Source organism: Stenotrophomonas sp. PS02301, from assembly GCF_029959485.1.
Taxonomy (GTDB): Bacteria; Pseudomonadota; Gammaproteobacteria; order Xanthomonadales; family Xanthomonadaceae; genus Stenotrophomonas; species Stenotrophomonas maltophilia_Z.
Genome location: NZ_JASCOO010000022.1, coordinates 32433 through 49673 on the forward strand (window position 1 = coordinate 32433; position 17241 = coordinate 49673).

Sequence of the window (17241 nt, forward strand, 5' to 3'; positions counted from 1 at the left end):
CCGTGCGCCGCTTCAACCTCTCCGAATGGGCGCTGGGCAACCGGCCACTGGTGCTGTTTGCGATGCTGGCCTTCGCGATCATCGGCGCGTGGTCGTACAAGCACCTGGGCCAGTCCGAGGATCCACCGTTCACCTTCAAAGTGATGGTGGTACGCACGAACTGGCCCGGCGCGACCGCCGAACAGGTCTCACGCCAGGTCACCGAGCCGATCGAGAAGGCACTGCTGAACACCGGGCAGTACGAGTTCATCCGCTCCTACTCGCGCCCGGGCGAATCGCAGGTGATCTTCGTGGCGCGCGACAGCCTGCGTTCCAAGGCGATTCCCGACCTGTGGTACCAGGTGCGCAAGCGCGTGGGCGACATCAAGCCGACCCTGCCGCGCGAAATCGTCGGCCCGTTCTTCAACGACGAGTTCGGCGATACCTTCGGCAACATCTACGCCTTGACCGGCCAAGGCTTCGACTACGCGGTGATGCGCGATTACGCCGACCGCATCCAGCTGGAACTGCAGCGCGTGCCGGATGTCGGCAAGATCGAGCTGGAAGGCCTGCAGGACGAGAAGGTCTGGATCGAGCTGTCCAACACCAAGCTGGCCACGCTGGGCGTGTCGCTGCAGCAGGTGCAGCAGGCATTGGCCGACCAGAATGCCATTGCCGCCACCAGCTTCTTTGAAACCCCGACCGACCGGGTGCAGCTGCGCGTCACCGGCCAGTTCAAGAGCGTGGAGGACATCCGCAGCTTCCCGATCCAGGCCGGCGACCGCACCGTGCACCTGGGCGACATTGCCGAGATCAAACGTGGTTTTGCCGATCCGGCGTCGCCGAAGATGCGCTTCATGGGCGAAGACGCGATCGGCATCGCCGTGGCGATGAAAGACGGCGGCGACATCCTCAAGCTGGGCAGTACCCTGGATGCCGAATTCGAACGCCTGCAGAAAACGCTGCCGGCCGGCATGCAACTGCGCAAGGTCTCCGACCAGCCGCATGCGGTGGAGGAGTCCGTCGGCGAGTTCGTGCAGGTGCTCACTGAAGCGGTGGTGATCGTGCTGCTGGTGAGCTTCTTCTCGCTCGGCCTGCGCACCGGCCTGGTGGTGGGCGTGACCATTCCGCTGGTGCTGGCGATGACCTTCTTCGTCATGCATTACTTCGGCATCGGCCTGCACAAGATTTCCCTCGGCGCGCTGGTGCTGGCGCTGGGCCTGCTGGTGGACGATGCGATCATCGCGGTGGAGATGATGGCCACCAAGATGGAGCAGGGCTACGACCGCCTGCGCGCGGCCAGCTTCGCGTGGGAGTCGACCGCGTTCCCGATGCTGACCGGCACGCTGATCACCGCGGCCGGCTTCCTGCCGATCGCCACGGCCGCTTCCAGCACCGGCGAATACACCCGCTCGCTGTTCCAGGTGGTGACCATCGCGCTGGTGGTGTCGTGGATCGCCGCGGTGTTGTTCATCCCGTACCTGGGCGACAAGATGTTGCCGGACCTGTTCAACCCGCAGCCGCCCAAGCCGGACAGCCTGGCAGGGCGCTGGCATGCCCGCCGCCTGCAGTGGGCCGACCGCCATCCCGCGTTCGCGCGCTGGATCGCGCCGAAGGTGCATGCGCACGACCATGATCCGTATCAGCGTCCGTTCTACGTGCGCTTCCGCCGTTTCCTGGATGTCTGCCTGCGCCAGCGCTGGTGGGTGATCGCCGCCACGGCCGCGCTGTTCGTGTTCTCGCTGCTGATCTTCCGCTTCGTGCCCCAGCAGTTCTTCCCGGATTCGACCCGCCCGGAACTGATGGTGGACATCGAACTGGCCGAGGGTGCCTCGTTGCAGGCCACCCAGGCGCAGGCGACCAAGCTGGAAAAGCTGCTCAAGGACCGCGAAGGCATCAGCAATTACGTGGCCTACGTGGGCACCGGCTCGCCGCGCTTCTACCTGCCGTTGGACCAGCAGCTGCCGGCCACCAACTTCTCGCAGTTCGTGGTGCTGACCGAGAACGCCACCGCACGTGAGGCGACCCGCGACTGGCTGCTCAAGGACGTGATTCCGCAGTTCCCGGACGTGCAGATGCGCGTGACCCGTCTGGAGAACGGACCGCCGGTCGGCTACCCGGTGCAGATGCGCATCTCCGGCGAGCACATCGAGCAGGTGCAGGCCATCGCACGGCAGGTGGAAGCCAAGGTGCGCGCAAACCCCCATGTGATGAACGTCAACCTGGATTGGAGCGAGCCGAGCAAAGTGGTGCGGCTGGTGATCGACCAGGACCGTGCACGCGCACTGGGTGTGAGCAGCGCGCAGGTGAGCCAGCTGCTGGGCACCTCGTTGTCGGGCATGAGCGTGAGCACCTATCGGGAGGGCAACCGCCTGATCGAGATGCTGCTGCGTGGCCCGGACAACGAACGTGTGCGGCTGGACATGCTGGGCAGCCTGGCCATTCCGACCGCCAGCGGGACCTCGGTGACGCTGTCGCAGGTGGCGCGCCTGGAGTACGTGTTCGAGGACGGCATCATCTGGCACCGCAACCGCCTGCCGACGGTGACCGTGCGCGCCGACATTGCCGACGCGAAGCAGCCGCTGGACGTGGTGCAGCAGATCCTGCCGACGCTGGAGGGCATCCGTGCCGAGCTGCCGTCCGGCTACCTGCTGGAAACCGGCGGTACGGTGGAGGATTCCACCCGTGGCCAGGATTCGATCAAGGCCGGCATGCCGCTGTTCCTGATCGTGGTGGCCACCTTGCTGATGCTGCAGCTGCGCAGCTTCTCGCGTGCGGCGATGGTGCTGGTCACCGCACCGCTGGGCATCATCGGCGCGACCCTGTTCCTGCTGCTGTTCCGCGCGCCGTTCGGCTTCGTGGCGTTGCTGGGGACGATCGCGCTGGCCGGCATGATCATGCGCAACTCGGTGATCCTGATCGATCAGATCCAGCAGGATATCGACGCCGGGCATGACCGCTGGCACGCGATCATCGACGCCACCGTGCGCCGCTTCCGCCCGATCGTGCTGACCGCGCTGGCGGCGGTGCTGGCGATGATCCCGCTGTCGCGCAGTGCGTTCTACGGTTCGATGGCGATCTCGATCATGGGCGGCCTGATCGTCGGTACCGTGCTGACCCTGGTGTTCCTGCCGGCACTGTATGCGGCGTGGTTCCGGGTGAAGCCGGACGAGGCCAAGACCAGCGAAGGCTGAGGGACGATGAAGCCGGCCGATGGCCGGCTTCATTCTTTCAGTGCGACGCGAATGCCTGTCGTCTTTGCGGTGCCTGCAAGCGCACAATGCACACCGGATTTCTTCGGTCGCGCATGATGTCTTCACGTTCCTCTTCTCGGTTCGCCACTGCGGCGGCGATCGTTCTGGTGATGGTTTCCGCGTTGCCAGCGCAGGCGAACCCCGCTGCCAGTTTCCAGCGCGATCTCGTCGAGCTGCTGGAGTGCCGTGCCTCACCGGCAACGATGCAGGCGGTGACGACCGCGTTGCGTGGCGCACGGTATGGCACGCCGCAGGAACGACCGGCCCATCTGAAGGGCTGGAGCTTCACGCGCAGCGGTGACGAGGAGCACGCGACGACCCTCATCGACATGCCGGTGACGTTGACGGCACACGGCATCACAACGCACCGCGTGGTGGCGGATGACATGGGCTTCTCGATCCCCATCGATGCAGGGCAGCGTGCGCGCATCGTTGGCGAGAACGGACTTCGGCACCGGTCGAATACGTTGCGTGAGCCGTTCCAGGTCTGGTCGCCACCAGAGGCATCCGGCGATGCGTCATCGCCGGGCGCCATCATGGTGAGCAGCGATGGTGAGGGCTATCGGGTGGGATGTGACTACCCCGGTCCGATGCGCGAGGCGCGTGTTCCACCGCGATTGCGCGAGACGGCCACGGCAAGTGATGTTGGCGCCGCGCTCGAATGTCGGGCTGACGACGCTGCCATGCAGCGCATCGCCAACCTGTGGGAGCGTGTGTCTGAACTGTCGCCGCTGGCATGGCCGGACAATGTCCGCGCGGTGGCCGAGCATGAGTACCTTGCCGATGGCCAGGAGATGCCGGTCATGGTCATCACCCTGGAGCAGCCGGTGGCGTTGAAGGGCTTGGCTGCGACGTCGCTCGTCCTCGCGTATGGCGGCTATCTCGCAGCCGACATGGGCGATGCGCCGCTGAAGGCGGTGCTCGATGCCACTGGCCTGGGCGCAGCGGATCGTCAGGCGGAAGGGCATTGGATGCGCAAAGCATCCCGGGAGGCGTCGTCCGGATACACGCGCGTGCAGGCATTCAGCGTGATATCCACCGATGGCGGCGCCGTGCTGGCTGGGTGCATGACGAGCGAGGTCCGCTCGGCGCACTGACCGCTGCGGCGGGAAATGCTGCAGGGCGCAGCGGATGAACACCGCTGCACCGCTTCACCCATCTACCCTCAGTAAACGCCCTGCGCCAGCATCGCATCGGCCACCTTGACGAAGCCGGCGATATTGGCGCCATCCACGTAGTTCACGCTGCCATCGGCGCGCTTGCCGTGGCGCACGCAGTTGGCGTGGATGTCCTTCATGATCCCGTGCAGACGCTCATCGACATCGGCGTGATGCCACGACAGGCGCTGCGCGTTCTGGCTCATTTCCAGCCCCGAGGTGGCCACGCCGCCGGCGTTGCTGGCCTTGCCCGGCGCATACAGGGTGCCCGCCTTGAGGAAGACCTCCATGGCCTCGAGTGTCGATGGCATGTTGGCGCCTTCGGCCACGCACAGCACCCCGTTGTCGACCAGGGCGCGGGCGTCGTCTTCGTCCAGCTCGTTCTGGGTGGCACAGGGCAGGGCGATCTCGGCAGGGATGTGCCAGGGGCGCTTGCCGTCCAGGTATTCGAAGCGTGTGTCGTCGGCCAGCTCGGACAGGCAACCACGGCGCTCGTTGCGCAGGTCCACCACCTCCTGCAGCGCGGCCTCATCGAAGCCCTCGCGCGCGTACAGGGTACCGCCCGAATCGGAGAGCGTGAGTACTTTCGCGCCGAGTTCGATGGCTTTGATCGCGGCATGCTGGGCCACGTTGCCAGCACCGGAAATCAACACCTTCGCGCCATCCGTATCGCGCCGCGCGTGGTGCAGCATCTGCTCGACGAAGTAGACCGTGCCGAAGCCGGTCGCTTCCGGACGCATCAGGCTGCCACCGTAGGACAGGCCTTTGCCGGTGAACACGCAGGCGGCATTGTTGGTGAGCTTCTTCATCATGCCGGCCATGTAGCCGACCTCGCGCGCGCCCACGCCGATATCGCCAGCCGGTACGTCGGTGTCTGCGCCCAGGTGGCGATGGAGTTCAAGCATCAGCGCCTGGCAGAAGCGCATCACCTCGGTGTCGCTGCGGCCCTTGGGATTGAAATCCGAGCCGCCCTTGCCACCGCCCATCGGCAGGGTGGTCAGCGCGTTCTTCAGGGTCTGCTCGAACGCCAAGAACTTCAGGATCGACTGGTTGACCGACGGATGAAAGCGCATGCCGCCCTTGAACGGGCCGATCGCCGAGCTGTGCTGTACGCGCCAGCCGCGGTTCACATGGGTCTTGCCGGCGTCATCGGCCCAGGCCACGCGGAACTGGATCACCCGCTCCGGCTCCACCAGACGCTCCAGCAGGCCGTGTTCCAGGTAGCGGGGGTGACGCTGCAGGAACGGCCACAGGCTCTGGATCACTTCTTTCACGGCCTGCAGGAATTCCGGCTGATGCGGATCACGCTGGGCCACGTGATTGAGAAAGTCGTCTGAGGAACGATGATTCAAGGGCTTTCCTTGTTGGGGGCCGGCCGCTGGTAGCGGCGTGACCGACGGGACAGGGAGGCCGTGCGGGATGTAAACACAGGAACGCGGCCCTCGGGCCGCGTCCTTTGCGATCATTGCAGCTTGGCAAGGACCGCGTCGGTCGCTGCGGCGGTACTCACCGCGAAACCCTTGGCTGCAAGGTCGGCGGTGAACACGCCGTCATCCAGCACGGCATACACCGCTGCCTCGACCGTAGCAGCCTCTTCGTCCAGCCCCAGTGAATGCCGCAGCAGCATCGCGGCGCTGAAGATCGTGGCGTACGGATTGGCGATGCCCTTGCCGGCGATGTCCGGCGCCGAGCCGTGGATCGGCTCGTAGATGCCCACCGCACCCGGCTCGCCCAGCGAGGCCGACGGCAGCAGGCCGAGCGAACCGGCCAGCATCGAGGCTTCGTCGGTGAGGATGTCGCCGAACATGTTTTCAGTCACGATCACGTCGTACTCGCGCGGCTTGGCCAGCAGGTGCATGGCCATCGAATCGACCAGCTGGTGCTCCAAGGCGATGTCCGGGAATTCCTCGCGGCCGATCCGCGCAGCGACGTCGCGCCACAGGCGTGAGGTCTCCAGCACGTTGGCCTTGTCCACCGAGGTGACCTTGCCTCGGCGGGTCTGTGCCAGCCGGAACGCGGTGCGCATGACCCGCTCGATCTCGCCCACGCTGTAGCTGCACAGGTCGCTGGCGGTATCGGCAGTGCGGGTCTTCTCACCGAAGTAGATGCCGCCGGTCAGCTCACGCACGACCACGAAGTCCACGCCCTCCAGCAGCTCGGCCTTGATCGGCGAGGCACCGAGCGCAGCCGCATGCGTGCGCACCGGGCGCAGGTTGGCGTACAGCCCCAGCGCCTTGCGGATCGCCAGCAGGCCCTGCTCCGGGCGGACCTTGGCATTCGGGTCGGACCACTTCGGCCCGCCGACCGCACCGAGCAGGATGGCGTCTGCCTTGCGGCAGGCGTCCAGCGTGGCGGCCGGCAGTGGCTCGCCGTGGCGATCGATGGCGATGCCACCGATGTCGTGTTCCTGGAACCCGAAGCTGTGTCCGAAACGGGTGGCGACGGCCTCCAGCACCGCCACGGCGGCAGCGGCGACTTCCGGACCGATGCCGTCACCCGGCAATACGACAATCTCAGCGTGCATGTTCACTCTCGTAACGTTCAATGTCAGGGGTGCGGCCCAACAGATACCCCAATTGGTCCACGCCTTCCAGCAGACAGGTCTGTGAGAAGCCGTCCAGCGGGAAGGCATACACGCGCCCATCGGGGGTGCGCAGTTCGCGCGCGGCCACATCGATGGTCAATGCGTCATCCGGGCGCTGCATCAGCGTCTGCACATCGGCTTCGTCCAGCACGATCGGCAGCAGACCGTTCTTCAGCGAATTGCCGCGGAAGATATCGGCGATCTCGCTGCTGACGATGGCGCGCAGGCCCAGGTCGGTCAGGGCCCACGGCGCATGCTCACGCGAGGAGCCGCAGCCGAAGTTGCGGCCGGCCAGCAGGATGCTGCGGCCAGCGTTGTGCGGCTGGTTGAAGGCGAACGCCAGGTTTGGTACGCCCTCGCTCTGCCAGCGCCAATCATTGAAGGCGTGCTTGCCGAGGCCGACGCGCTCGGTGGTGGACAGAAAGCGCGCCGGAATGATCTGGTCGGTGTCGATGTTGGTCTCGCGCAGCACCACGCTGGTCGAGGTCAGGGTACGGAAGCCGCTCATCAGGCCACCTCCAGCGTGGCATACAGTTCGCGTGGGTCGGCCACGCGGCCGTTCACCGCGGCCCAGGCGGCCGTCATCGGCGAGGCCAGCAGGGTGCGCGAGCCGGGGCCTTGGCGGCCTTCGAAATTGCGGTTGCTGGTGCTGACCGCCAGTTGCCCCGGCGCGACCAGATCGCCGTTCATGGCGATGCACATCGAGCAGCCCGGCTCGCGCCATTCGGCACCGGCCGCGCGCACGATCACATCAATGCCTTCGGCTTCGGCCTGGCGCTTGACGATTTCCGAGCCCGGCACCACCAGCATGCGCACGCTCGGGGCGACGCGGCGGCCCTGCAGCACCTGCGCCACTTCGCGCATGTCGCTCAGGCGGCCGTTGGTGCAGGAGCCGACGAAGACCACATCCACCGGGGTGCCGGCCAGGGTCTGCCCGGCATGGAAGTGCATGTAGTCCAGGCCCTTCTGCGCGGCCGCGTCGTTGGCCGCCGGGATCGGCTGGTCCACGGCGATGGCGGTGCCGGGGTGCGTGCCCCAGGTCAGGGTGGGGCGGATGTCGGCGGCCTCGATGTGGACCTCGACATCGAAGCGCGCACCTTCATCGCTGCGCAGCTGCGACCACGCGGCCACGGCAGCATCGAAGTCAGCGCCCTTGGGACCACGCGGGGTGGCGGCCACCCAGTCGAAGGTGATCTGGTCGGGGGCGACCATGCCGGCACGTGCCCCGGCTTCGATGGACATGTTGCACAACGTCATGCGCTGCTCCATGTCCATCGCTTCGATCGCGCTGCCACGGAACTCCAGCACATGACCGGTACCGCCGTTGACGCCGATCACGCCGATGATGTGCAGCACCACGTCCTTGGCGCCGACACCCTGGGCCAGCGCGCCATCGACGGTGATCGCCATCGTCCTGGCTTTGCGCTGCAGCAGGCACTGCGTCGCCAGCACATGGCCGACCTCGCTGGTGCCGATACCGAAGGCCAGCGCGCCAAATGCACCATGCGTGGAGGTGTGGCTGTCGCCACAGACGATGGTCATGCCCGGCTGGGTGAAGCCCTGTTCGGGGGCGATCACGTGCACGATGCCGCGGCTGGCCGACTGCAGGTCGAACAGCTCGATGCCATGCGCGGCGCAGTTGTCGGCCAGCATCGCTACCTGGGCTTCGGAGGCGGCGCTGGCATAGGGCAGCTTGCCGTCGGCGCCGGCCGGCAGGGTGGGGGTGGAGTGATCCATCGTGGCCTTGGTCCGGTCCGGCCGGCGCGGGGAGAGGCCGCGCTCGCGCAGTTCGGTGAAGGCCTGCGGCGAGGTCACTTCGTGGATCAGGTGCAGGTCGATGTACAGCACGGCGGGCGCGCTGTCGGTCTCGGGAACGACGACGTGGGCATCCCACAGTTTGTCGTACAGGGTGCGGGGAGCTGGGGTCATGGACTGGCCTTGCTGCAGTTCGGGGTACGTAGTGGGGGGGGCTCAGGCCGCGGCGGTGGCCGCGGGCTGGTCGGCCGTCGCGTTGCGCTGGCGCAGCAGACGGTTGGCCACCTCCAGCCACGCCAGTGCGGAGGCTTCGATGATGTCGCGGCTGGTGCCGGTGCCTTCGTACTCCACACCCTCGTGGCGTACGCTCAGGTTGGCTTCGCCGCGCGCATCGGCGCCGATGCCCACACTGTGCACGTGGTAGCTGTCCAGCATCAACTGCACGCCGGTGGCGGCCGACAATGCGCCGAACAGTGCATCGACCGGACCATCGCCCTGCGCCGTCTCGGCGACACGGTTGCCCTCCGGATCGGACAGCTCGACCAGCGCATTCGCGCGGCTGCCGACGTCGCTGATCGTCATCGAGGCCAGGCGATAGCCGTTCTGGGTGGCGCTGCCCTGCATCAGGGTCTGCAGGTCGGCGTCGGTGACCACGCGCTGCTGTTCGCACAGCGCCTTGAACTGTTCAAAGACGTGCTTCAGTTCCTCCTCGTACAGGAAGAAGCCCAGCGCACGCAGGCGTTGTTCGACCGCAGCGCGGCCACTGTGGCGGCCCAGCACCATCTGCGAGGACTCCCAGCCAACGTCTTCCGGGCGCATGATTTCGTAGGTGCCGCGGTGGCGCAGCATGCCGTGCTGGTGGATGCCCGACTCGTGAGCGAAGGCGTTGGCGCCGACGATCGCCTTGTTGCGCTGGACCGGCATGCCGACCAGGCGCTGCAGCAGCTGCGAGGTGGCCACGATCCGCGGGGTGTTGATGCGCGTGTCTTCTTCATAGAAGGCATTGCGGACCTTCAGCACCATCGCGATTTCTTCCAGCGAGCAGTTGCCCGCGCGCTCGCCGATCCCGTTGACGGTGCATTCGACCTGACGCGCGCCGCCTTCGATGGCAGCCAGCGAGTTGGCCACGGCCAGGCCCAGATCGTTGTGGCAGTGCGCGCTGAAGATGATGCGGTCGCTGTCCGGCACGCCGGCGATCACGCGCTGGAACATGCCGCGGATCTCTTCCGGCGTGGTGAAACCCACGGTGTCGGGCAGGTTGATGGTGGTAGCGCCGGCGGCCACGGCCACGCGGGCGACCTCGATCAGGAAGTCTTCCTCGGTACGCGTGGCATCTTCAGCGGAGAACTCCACATCGCCCACGTAGCTGCGGGCCAGGCTGACGTGCTTGTGTACCGACTCCAGTACCTGCTCGCGGGTCATGCGCAGCTTGTGCTCGCGGTGCAGCGGGCTGGTCGACAGGAACACATGCAGGCGCGGGTTCGCCGCGGCCTCCAGCGCCTTGGCCGAGGTTTCGATATCGGCGGCCAGGCAGCGCGACAGCACGGCCAGGGTCGGGCGTCGCACTTCGCGGGCGATCATCGCCATCGCTTCGCGGTCGGACTGGGAGCTGGCCGGGAAGCCGGTTTCCATGACATCCACGCCCAGTTCGTCCAGTGCGCGGGCCATCACCAGCTTCTGCTGCGGGCTCATGCTGCAGCCGGGCGATTGCTCGCCGTCGCGCAGGGTGGTGTCGAAAATTCTGATTCGGGGGGAGTTGGGCATGGTCACCAGGAGGTCTCCTCGACGGCAAGGTCGGATGGGATGGCAGAGGTAGGATTCGAAGCGGAAATCGGGGATGTCGCGAGCACGGTTGGTAGGGGCGGGCGTGTTCGCTCGCTGGCGCGGCGGCGCGGTTTGCGCGGGGGGCGGGGACGGATGTCGGCCAGCAGCTGGGCCAATACCAGCGCATCGATGTTGCCACCGGAGACCACCGCGCACTTGCGCTTGCCGGCGACGCGGCGACCGGCGGCCAGTGCCAGCGCGCCGGCACCTTCGGCGATGACGTGCTCTTCCAGCGCCAGCCGCACCAGCGTCTCGCGCAGCTCGGCTTCACGCACGATCACCACATCGTCCAGCAGTGCACTGCACAGCTTGCGGGTCAGGAAACCGGGAATCTTCACCTTGACGCCGTCGGCCAGGGTGGCGACCGGGGCGATCTCACGCACGTCGCCGCGGATGGCGCGGGCCATCGAATCGACGCCCTCCACCTGTGCACCGACGATGCGCACGCCCTGCGATTTCAGCGCCAGCGCGACGCCGGAGGCCAGGCCACCACCACCGATCGGCACGATCACCACGTCCGGTGCGTGCGGGGCCAGCTCGATGCCCAAGGTGCCCTGGCCGGCGATCACGTCCGGGTCGTCGAAGGCGGACAGGAAGCGGTAGCCGTGCTGTTCGGCCAGCGCGCGGGCGAAGGCGTAGGCCTCGTCGTAGCTCTCGCCGTGCTGGCGTACGGTGGCGCCCCAGTGGGCGACCCCGGCGATCTTGGTGGCCGGTGCACCGTGCGGCATCACCGTGATCGCCGGAATGTTCAGGCGGTAGGCGGCCCACGCCACGCCCTGAGCGTGGTTGCCGGCCGAGGCACAGATGACCGGGCGGTCGTCGCCGCGCTCACGCCCGGCCAGCAGGGCGTTCAATGCACCGCGCACCTTGTAGGAGCCGGTGCGCTGCAGGTTCTCCAGCTTCAGCCACACGCCGAAACGCTCGGCGTAATGCAGCGGCGTGGGCGGCAGGAAGCGGCGCAGCCGTGCCTGCGCGGCCAGCACATCGGCGACGCTTACGTCGCCTACGTCCGGTTCCTGCGGGGTACGGCTAGCCGGCATCACGCACCCGGCCATGGTGATCGTTCCGGAGCGACGCGCGCTGCCACGGCGCACGGTGCGACGTACGACCAAGAAGACACCTCCGTACCGGCACCGATGCAACGGTGCGGGCGTTCATGCGGATACTCCAGTACCGGGCTCCAGTGCGCTGATGCGCACCGACACACAGTCGTAGATCTTCTCGATCTGGCGGCGCAGCGTCTCCGGTGGACGCGTGCTGTCCACCACCAGCTGCAGGTGCCAGCGACCATCGTCGGCGGCATTGGGCGCGCCGGCGATCGCGCGCGGCGCGAAGCCGCGGCGTTCGGCCATGCCGATCACGCGCAGCAGCGCGCCTTCGGCCGGGGTCAGCACCAGGTCAAGCCGGTATTGCATTGGGGAACTCCTGGGACTGATGAGCGGGGTTGCTTTCCAGCATCGTGCTGTTGGCATTGTTGGGCGGCACCAGCGGCCACACGTTGGCACGCGCATCGATGGCCACATGCAGCAGGGCCGGGCCGGGCTGGGCCAGCATCGCGGCCAGGCCACCTTCGACATCGTCACGCGCTTCGATGCGCGTGGCCGGAATGCCGAACACCTGCGCCAGCGCGGCGAAATCCGGGTTGTCGGACAGATCGATCTCGCTGTAGCGCTCGGCGAAGAACAGCTCCTGCCACTGGCGGACCATGCCCAGCGAGCTGTTGTCCAGCAGCACGATCTTCACCGGCAGGCGGCAGCGGGCGATGGTGACCAGCTCCTGCACGTTCATCATGAAACTGCCATCGCCGGAGACCAGCACCACGGTGCGATCCGGGCAGGCGAACTGCGCACCCATCGCTGCGGGCAGGCCGAAGCCCATGGTGCCCAGCGCACCGCTGGTCAGGTGGTTGCGCGGGTGGGTGAAGCGGCAATGCTGGGCGACCCACATCTGATGCTGGCCGACATCGCAGGCGATGATCGCATCGCTCGGCGCCAGCTCGCTCAGGCGCTTCAGCAGCGCCGGGGCGTAGATGTGCTTGCCCGGTGCGTCGTAGCGCGGGGCATAGCGTTCACGGTGGCCCTGGCAGCGCTTGGCCCAGGCCTCCTGCGTGGCCGGGGCGGTGGCCGCGGCGGTCAGTGCGCGCAGCGCCGTACCGACATTGCCCGGCACCGCGATGTCGGCGGTGCGCAGCTTGGAGATCTCGTACGCATCGGCATCGATATGCACGACGCGGGCAAACGGGGCGAACTCGTTCAACTTGCCGGTCGCGCGGTCATCGAAACGGGCGCCGACCACGACCAGCAGATCGCTTTCCTGCACGGCCATGTTGGCCGCGCGGGTGCCGTGCATGCCCAGCATGCCCAGGTAGTGGGGATGCTGCGGCGGCAGCGCGCCCAGGCCGCGCAGGGTCAGCACGGTCGGAATACAGGTCGCCTCGACGAAGGCACGGAAGTCCTCCACCGCATCGCCCAGCGCCACGCCACCCCCGGCATAGATCACCGGCTTCTCGGCCCCGGCGATGGCGGCGATGGTCTGCGCGATGGCGTCGTCATTCGGCGCCGGCGGTGCGACCACCGTGGACGGCACGTGGTCCGGCAGGTGCGACGCATCGGCCACCTGCACGTCCTTGGGCAGATCGATCAGCACCGGCCCCGGGCGACCCTCGCGGGCGATGCGGAACGCATCGGCGACCACCTGCGGCAGGTCATCGACCGAGCGCACCAGCCAGCTGTGCTTGACGATCGGCAGGGTCAGCCCGAACACGTCCAGTTCCTGGAACGCATCGGTGCCCAGCAGCGGGGTGGCGACCTGGCCGGTGATGCAGACCATCGGCACCGAATCCAGCATCGCATCGGCGATGCCGGTGACCAGGTTGGAGGCGCCCGGGCCGGAGGTGGCGACGCAGACGCCGACCCGGCCGCTGGCACGGGCGAAGCCGTTGGCGGCCAGGGCTGCGCCCTGCTCGTGGCGGACCAGGATGTGCTTCAGCCCGGAATCCACCAGGGCGTCATAGAACGGCATGATGGTGCCGCCCGGATAGCCGAACAGCGTATGCACGCCCTCGGCTTCCAGGGCCTGCGTCAACCAGCGTGCGCCGTTGCGGGGCGCGGTGCTGTGAGCGGAGGTATTCATGCGGTGACCTTTACGAAAGCGGGTGGGGGAGCCGCGCGTTTACGCGGCTTGACTTTGCAACCAGACCATCTTGGCGCGCAGTTCTTTGCCTACCTTCTCGATCGGGTGCTCCAGGTCGGCCTGCTTGAACTTGTTGTAGTTCGGCAGGCCCGCTTCGTACTCGGCCACCCAGTTCTTGGTGAAGGTGCCGTTCTGGATATCGGTCAACACGTCCTTCATGCGCGCCTTGGTGCCGGCGTCGATCACGCGCGGGCCGCTGACGTAGTCGCCGTACTGCGCGGTTTCGGAGATGAATTCCAGCATGCGGGTGATGCCGCCTTCGTAGAACAGGTCCACGATCAGCTTCAGTTCGTGCAGTACTTCGTAGTAGGCGATTTCCGGCTGGTAGCCGGCTTCGACCAGGGTTTCGAAACCGGCCTGCACCAGGGCCGAAGCGCCACCGCACAGCACGGCCTGCTCGCCGAACAGGTCGGTTTCGGTTTCTTCCTTGAAGGTGGTCTGGATCAGGTTGGCGCGCGCGCCACCCAGGCCACCGGCGTAGGCCAGCGCGAACTCGGCGGCCTTGCCGCTCTTGTCCTGGTAGACCGCCCAGATGCACGGCACGCCGCGGCCGATCTCATACTCGCGACGGACCAGCGCACCCGGGCCCTTCGGCGCGACCAGCACCACGTCCAGATCCTCGCGCGGTTTGATCATGTCGAAATGCACGTTCAGACCGTGCGCGAACAGCAGCACCGCGCCCTGTTTCATGTTCGGCGCGAGCACGTCTTCGTAGAGCTTCTTCTGCACCATGTCCGGGGTCAGCACAGCGACCAGATCGGCATCCTTCACCGCCTCCGCCGGGGCTTTGACGGTGAAGCCGTCGGCCTGAGCCTTGACCTCGGTCGGACCGCCCGGGCGCAGCCCGACGACGACATCGAAACCGGATTCACGCAGATTCAGCGCGTGCGCGCGGCCCTGGCTGCCGTAGCCGACAACAGCGATCTTGATCTGGGGCAGGTCGTTGGTGCTCATGGGGGAGGTCCTTTGGAGGCAAGAAAAAAGAGGGCCGACGGTCAGCGACGCGTCGGCCCATCAGGGGAAGGGGTGGCACCGGCCTGGCCGCGAGCACACGCGAACGCACCCGCCGTGGGGGCGGTGGGCATCGGCTGGCTTGAGGTGGGCTGGCGGGTCATGGTGGAGGGCAACTCAGAGGGGAGGAGGGAAATCAAAGCGTTCTGAAACGAAAAAACCCGCACCTGGTCGGGTGCGGGTTTTGATGGATACCTGGCAGTCTTGCTTACACGCCGGTCCGTCCCGCACCTGTTGGTTGGGTAATAAGTACGAGGACGAGAAGCGAATGGATGGAGGCCGCGCCGTGGTCGGCGTGCTCGATGGATTCGCGGGTGGCTGTGCGCTGCAACATGAGATCGAGAAAACCACACGGGTTTTGGCGGTGTCAACCCTGGAAAGACAATTTCCATCGGTTTCGCCTGCATCCACCGCAAGGCCCCGCCGTACAAGGATGGTTGCGGCTGAAAGCGTTCCGATGAACTGGAATTCAGCATTTTGGTGCAGCGGATTGCGCGGATCGGGGGTCAATTTCAACCTCGGGGCATGACCATTGTGGGATGTCATCCAGCGGCCTCTGCCGCCACCATCGGGTGGCTACCACCCTCAGGAACCACCCCGTGTCCTCACGCCTTGCCCGCGGCCTGCTTGCCGCCGCCGTCCTGTGTGCCCTGCCCGCCGCAGCGATTGCCGCCGACCGGATCACCGGCCACACCTTTGCCACCCGCTCGGAGGTGATCGCCCCGCACGCGATGGCCGCCACTTCCCAGCCCCTCGCCACGCAGATCGCCCTGGACGTGATGAAGTCCGGTGGTTCGGCGGTGGATGCCGCGATCGCGGCCAATGCCGCCCTCGGTTTGATGGAGCCCACCGGCAACGGCGTCGGTGGTGATCTGTTCGCGATCGTGTGGGACCCCAGGACGCAGAAGCTGTATGGCTACAACGGCTCAGGCCGCTCGCCGAAGTCGCTGACCCTGGCCGAGTTCCAGCGCCGCGGCCTGAAGGAGATCCCGGCGACTGGCCCGCTGCCGGTCTCGGTGCCCGGCGCGGTGGATGGCTGGTTCGCCCTGCACGACCGCTTCGGCCGCAAGCCGATGGCCGACAACCTCGCGCCCGCGATCCGTTACGCCCGCGAGGGCCACCCGGTCGCCGAGGTCATCGCCTACTACTGGGACCGCTCGGTGCCCCGGCTGTCCAAGTACCCCGGTTTCACCGAGCAGTTCACGATCGATGGCCATGCCCCGCGCAAGGGCGAGATGTGGAAGAACCCGAACCTGGCCCACACCCTGGAGCAGATCGCCCAGGGCGGCCGCGATGCCTTCTACAAGGGCGACATCGCCCGCACCATCGGCACCTACTTCAAGGCCAACGGTGGCTACCTGAGCTATGACGACATGGCCAGCCATCATGGCGAGTGGGTCGAGCCGGTCAGCAGCAACTACCGTGGCTATGACGTATGGGAGCTGCCGCCGAACAGCCAGGGCATCGCCGCGCTGCAGATCCTCAACGTACTGGAAGGCTACGACTTCTCCAAGATCGCCTTCGGCTCACCCGAGCACGTGCACCTGTTCGTGGAAGCCAAGAAGCTCGCCTTCGCCGACCGCGCGCGCTTCTACACCGATCCGGCATTCCACCCGGCCCCGGTCGACCGGTTGATTTCCAAGGGCTACGCGGCTGAGCGCCGCAAGCTGATCTCGATGGACAAGGCCCTGAGTGAAGTGCAGCCGGGTACGCCCAAGCAGCTGCAGGAAGGCGACACGATCTACATGACCGTGGCGGATGCCGACGGCATGATGGTCTCGCTGATCCAGTCCAACTACCGCGGCATGGGCAGCGGCATGGCGCCTCCGGGCCTGGGGTTCATCCTGCAGGATCGTGGCGAGATGTTCGTGCTGCGCAAGGATCACCCGAACGGCTATGCGCCGGGCAAGCGCCCGTTCCAGACCATCATTCCGGGCTTCGTCACCAAGGACGGCAAGCCGTGGATGAGCTTCGGCGTGATGGGGGGCGCGATGCAGCCGCAGGGCCATGCGCAGATCGTGATGAACATGGTCGACTTCGGGATGAATCTGCAGGAAGCCGGCGATGCGCCGCGCATCCAGCACGAGGGCTCGACCGAGCCGACCGGGCAGGCGACGGCGATGAGCGATGGCGGCGAGGTGAATCTGGAAACCGGCTTCCCGTATGAGACGGTGCGCGCGTTGATGCGCAAGGGCCACCGCGTGGTGTTCGCGGATGGTCCGTACGGCGGGTATCAGGCGATCCTGCGTGATCCGGAGACCGGTGTGTATTACGGGGCGTCGGAAAGCCGCAAGGATGGGCAGGCGGCGGGGTACTGATTCTCTCGTGCTCCGTAGTGCCGATCGCTGGTCTGCAGAAGCGCAGAGCAGAGCGTAAAGCAGGACGCTTTGGGCTACGTGTAGTGGGCCGGCCTGGGTGGGTTGGCGGGACACGCCGTGAATCCATCCATGGAGGCTCATGTCGCCGCATCCATGCGGCTCATGGT

Annotated in this window: 12 protein-coding genes; 3 read left to right on the forward strand and 9 right to left on the reverse strand. The window is 66.7% G+C overall.

Features of this window, described 5'->3' with window-relative positions; all coding sequences use genetic code 11:
* Window positions 1-2 precede the first annotated feature (2 nt).
* Window positions 3-3173 carry an efflux RND transporter permease subunit gene (locus QMX81_RS08280; RefSeq protein WP_282260462.1) on the forward strand — a complete coding sequence of 1057 codons (3171 nt, stop codon included), beginning with the start codon at window positions 3-5 and terminating at the stop codon, window positions 3171-3173.
* A gap of 116 nt (window positions 3174-3289) precedes the next feature.
* The gene (locus QMX81_RS08285) at window positions 3290-4330 is read left to right on the forward strand and encodes a hypothetical protein (RefSeq protein ID WP_282260464.1); all 1041 of its coding nucleotides are present in this window, start codon (window positions 3290-3292) and stop codon (window positions 4328-4330) included.
* A 68-nt stretch (window positions 4331-4398) separates the two neighbouring features.
* Here the strand turns inward: QMX81_RS08285 and gdhA are convergent, their stop codons facing one another.
* The 9 genes from gdhA to ilvC form a co-directional block, all read right to left on the reverse strand.
* Window positions 4399-5742, reverse strand: a complete 1344-nt coding sequence (gdhA, locus tag QMX81_RS08290; RefSeq protein WP_282260466.1) for an NADP-specific glutamate dehydrogenase — start codon at window positions 5740-5742, stop codon at window positions 4399-4401.
* Between the two features lie 110 nt (window positions 5743-5852).
* Complete coding sequence (gene leuB / locus QMX81_RS08295; protein WP_282260468.1) at window positions 5853-6914, reverse strand: 3-isopropylmalate dehydrogenase; 1062 nt, start codon at window positions 6912-6914, stop codon at window positions 5853-5855.
* Complete coding sequence (leuD, locus tag QMX81_RS08300) at window positions 6904-7482, reverse strand: 3-isopropylmalate dehydratase small subunit (protein WP_282260470.1); 579 nt, start codon at window positions 7480-7482, stop codon at window positions 6904-6906. Before leuD ends, leuB begins: the two co-directional genes overlap by 11 nt.
* On the reverse strand, window positions 7482-8903 hold the full coding sequence (gene leuC, locus QMX81_RS08305; protein ID WP_282260472.1) for a 3-isopropylmalate dehydratase large subunit: 1422 nt from the start codon (window positions 8901-8903) through the stop codon (window positions 7482-7484). Before leuC ends, leuD begins: the two co-directional genes overlap by 1 nt.
* Window positions 8904-8945: 42 nt before the next feature.
* Window positions 8946-10493 (reverse strand): 2-isopropylmalate synthase, encoded by a 1548-nt coding sequence (locus QMX81_RS08310; protein ID WP_282260473.1) that lies wholly within the window; start codon window positions 10491-10493, stop codon window positions 8946-8948.
* A gap of 2 nt (window positions 10494-10495) precedes the next feature.
* The gene (locus QMX81_RS08315) at window positions 10496-11593 is read right to left on the reverse strand and encodes a threonine dehydratase (RefSeq protein WP_121041216.1); all 1098 of its coding nucleotides are present in this window, start codon (window positions 11591-11593) and stop codon (window positions 10496-10498) included.
* Between the two features lie 114 nt (window positions 11594-11707).
* Window positions 11708-11968 carry an ACT domain-containing protein gene (locus QMX81_RS08320; protein WP_070473596.1) on the reverse strand — a complete coding sequence of 87 codons (261 nt, stop codon included), beginning with the start codon at window positions 11966-11968 and terminating at the stop codon, window positions 11708-11710.
* Window positions 11952-13685 carry an acetolactate synthase 2 catalytic subunit gene (gene ilvG, locus QMX81_RS08325; protein ID WP_282260482.1) on the reverse strand — a complete coding sequence of 578 codons (1734 nt, stop codon included), beginning with the start codon at window positions 13683-13685 and terminating at the stop codon, window positions 11952-11954. Before ilvG ends, QMX81_RS08320 begins: the two co-directional genes overlap by 17 nt.
* 39 nt (window positions 13686-13724) lie before the next feature.
* Window positions 13725-14699 carry a ketol-acid reductoisomerase gene (gene ilvC, locus QMX81_RS08330; protein WP_070473592.1) on the reverse strand — a complete coding sequence of 325 codons (975 nt, stop codon included), beginning with the start codon at window positions 14697-14699 and terminating at the stop codon, window positions 13725-13727.
* Between the two features lie 656 nt (window positions 14700-15355).
* Between ilvC and ggt the strand changes: the two genes are divergently transcribed.
* Window positions 15356-17074, forward strand: a complete 1719-nt coding sequence (ggt, locus tag QMX81_RS08335) for a gamma-glutamyltransferase (protein ID WP_282260487.1) — start codon at window positions 15356-15358, stop codon at window positions 17072-17074.
* Window positions 17075-17241: the final 167 nt, after the last annotated feature.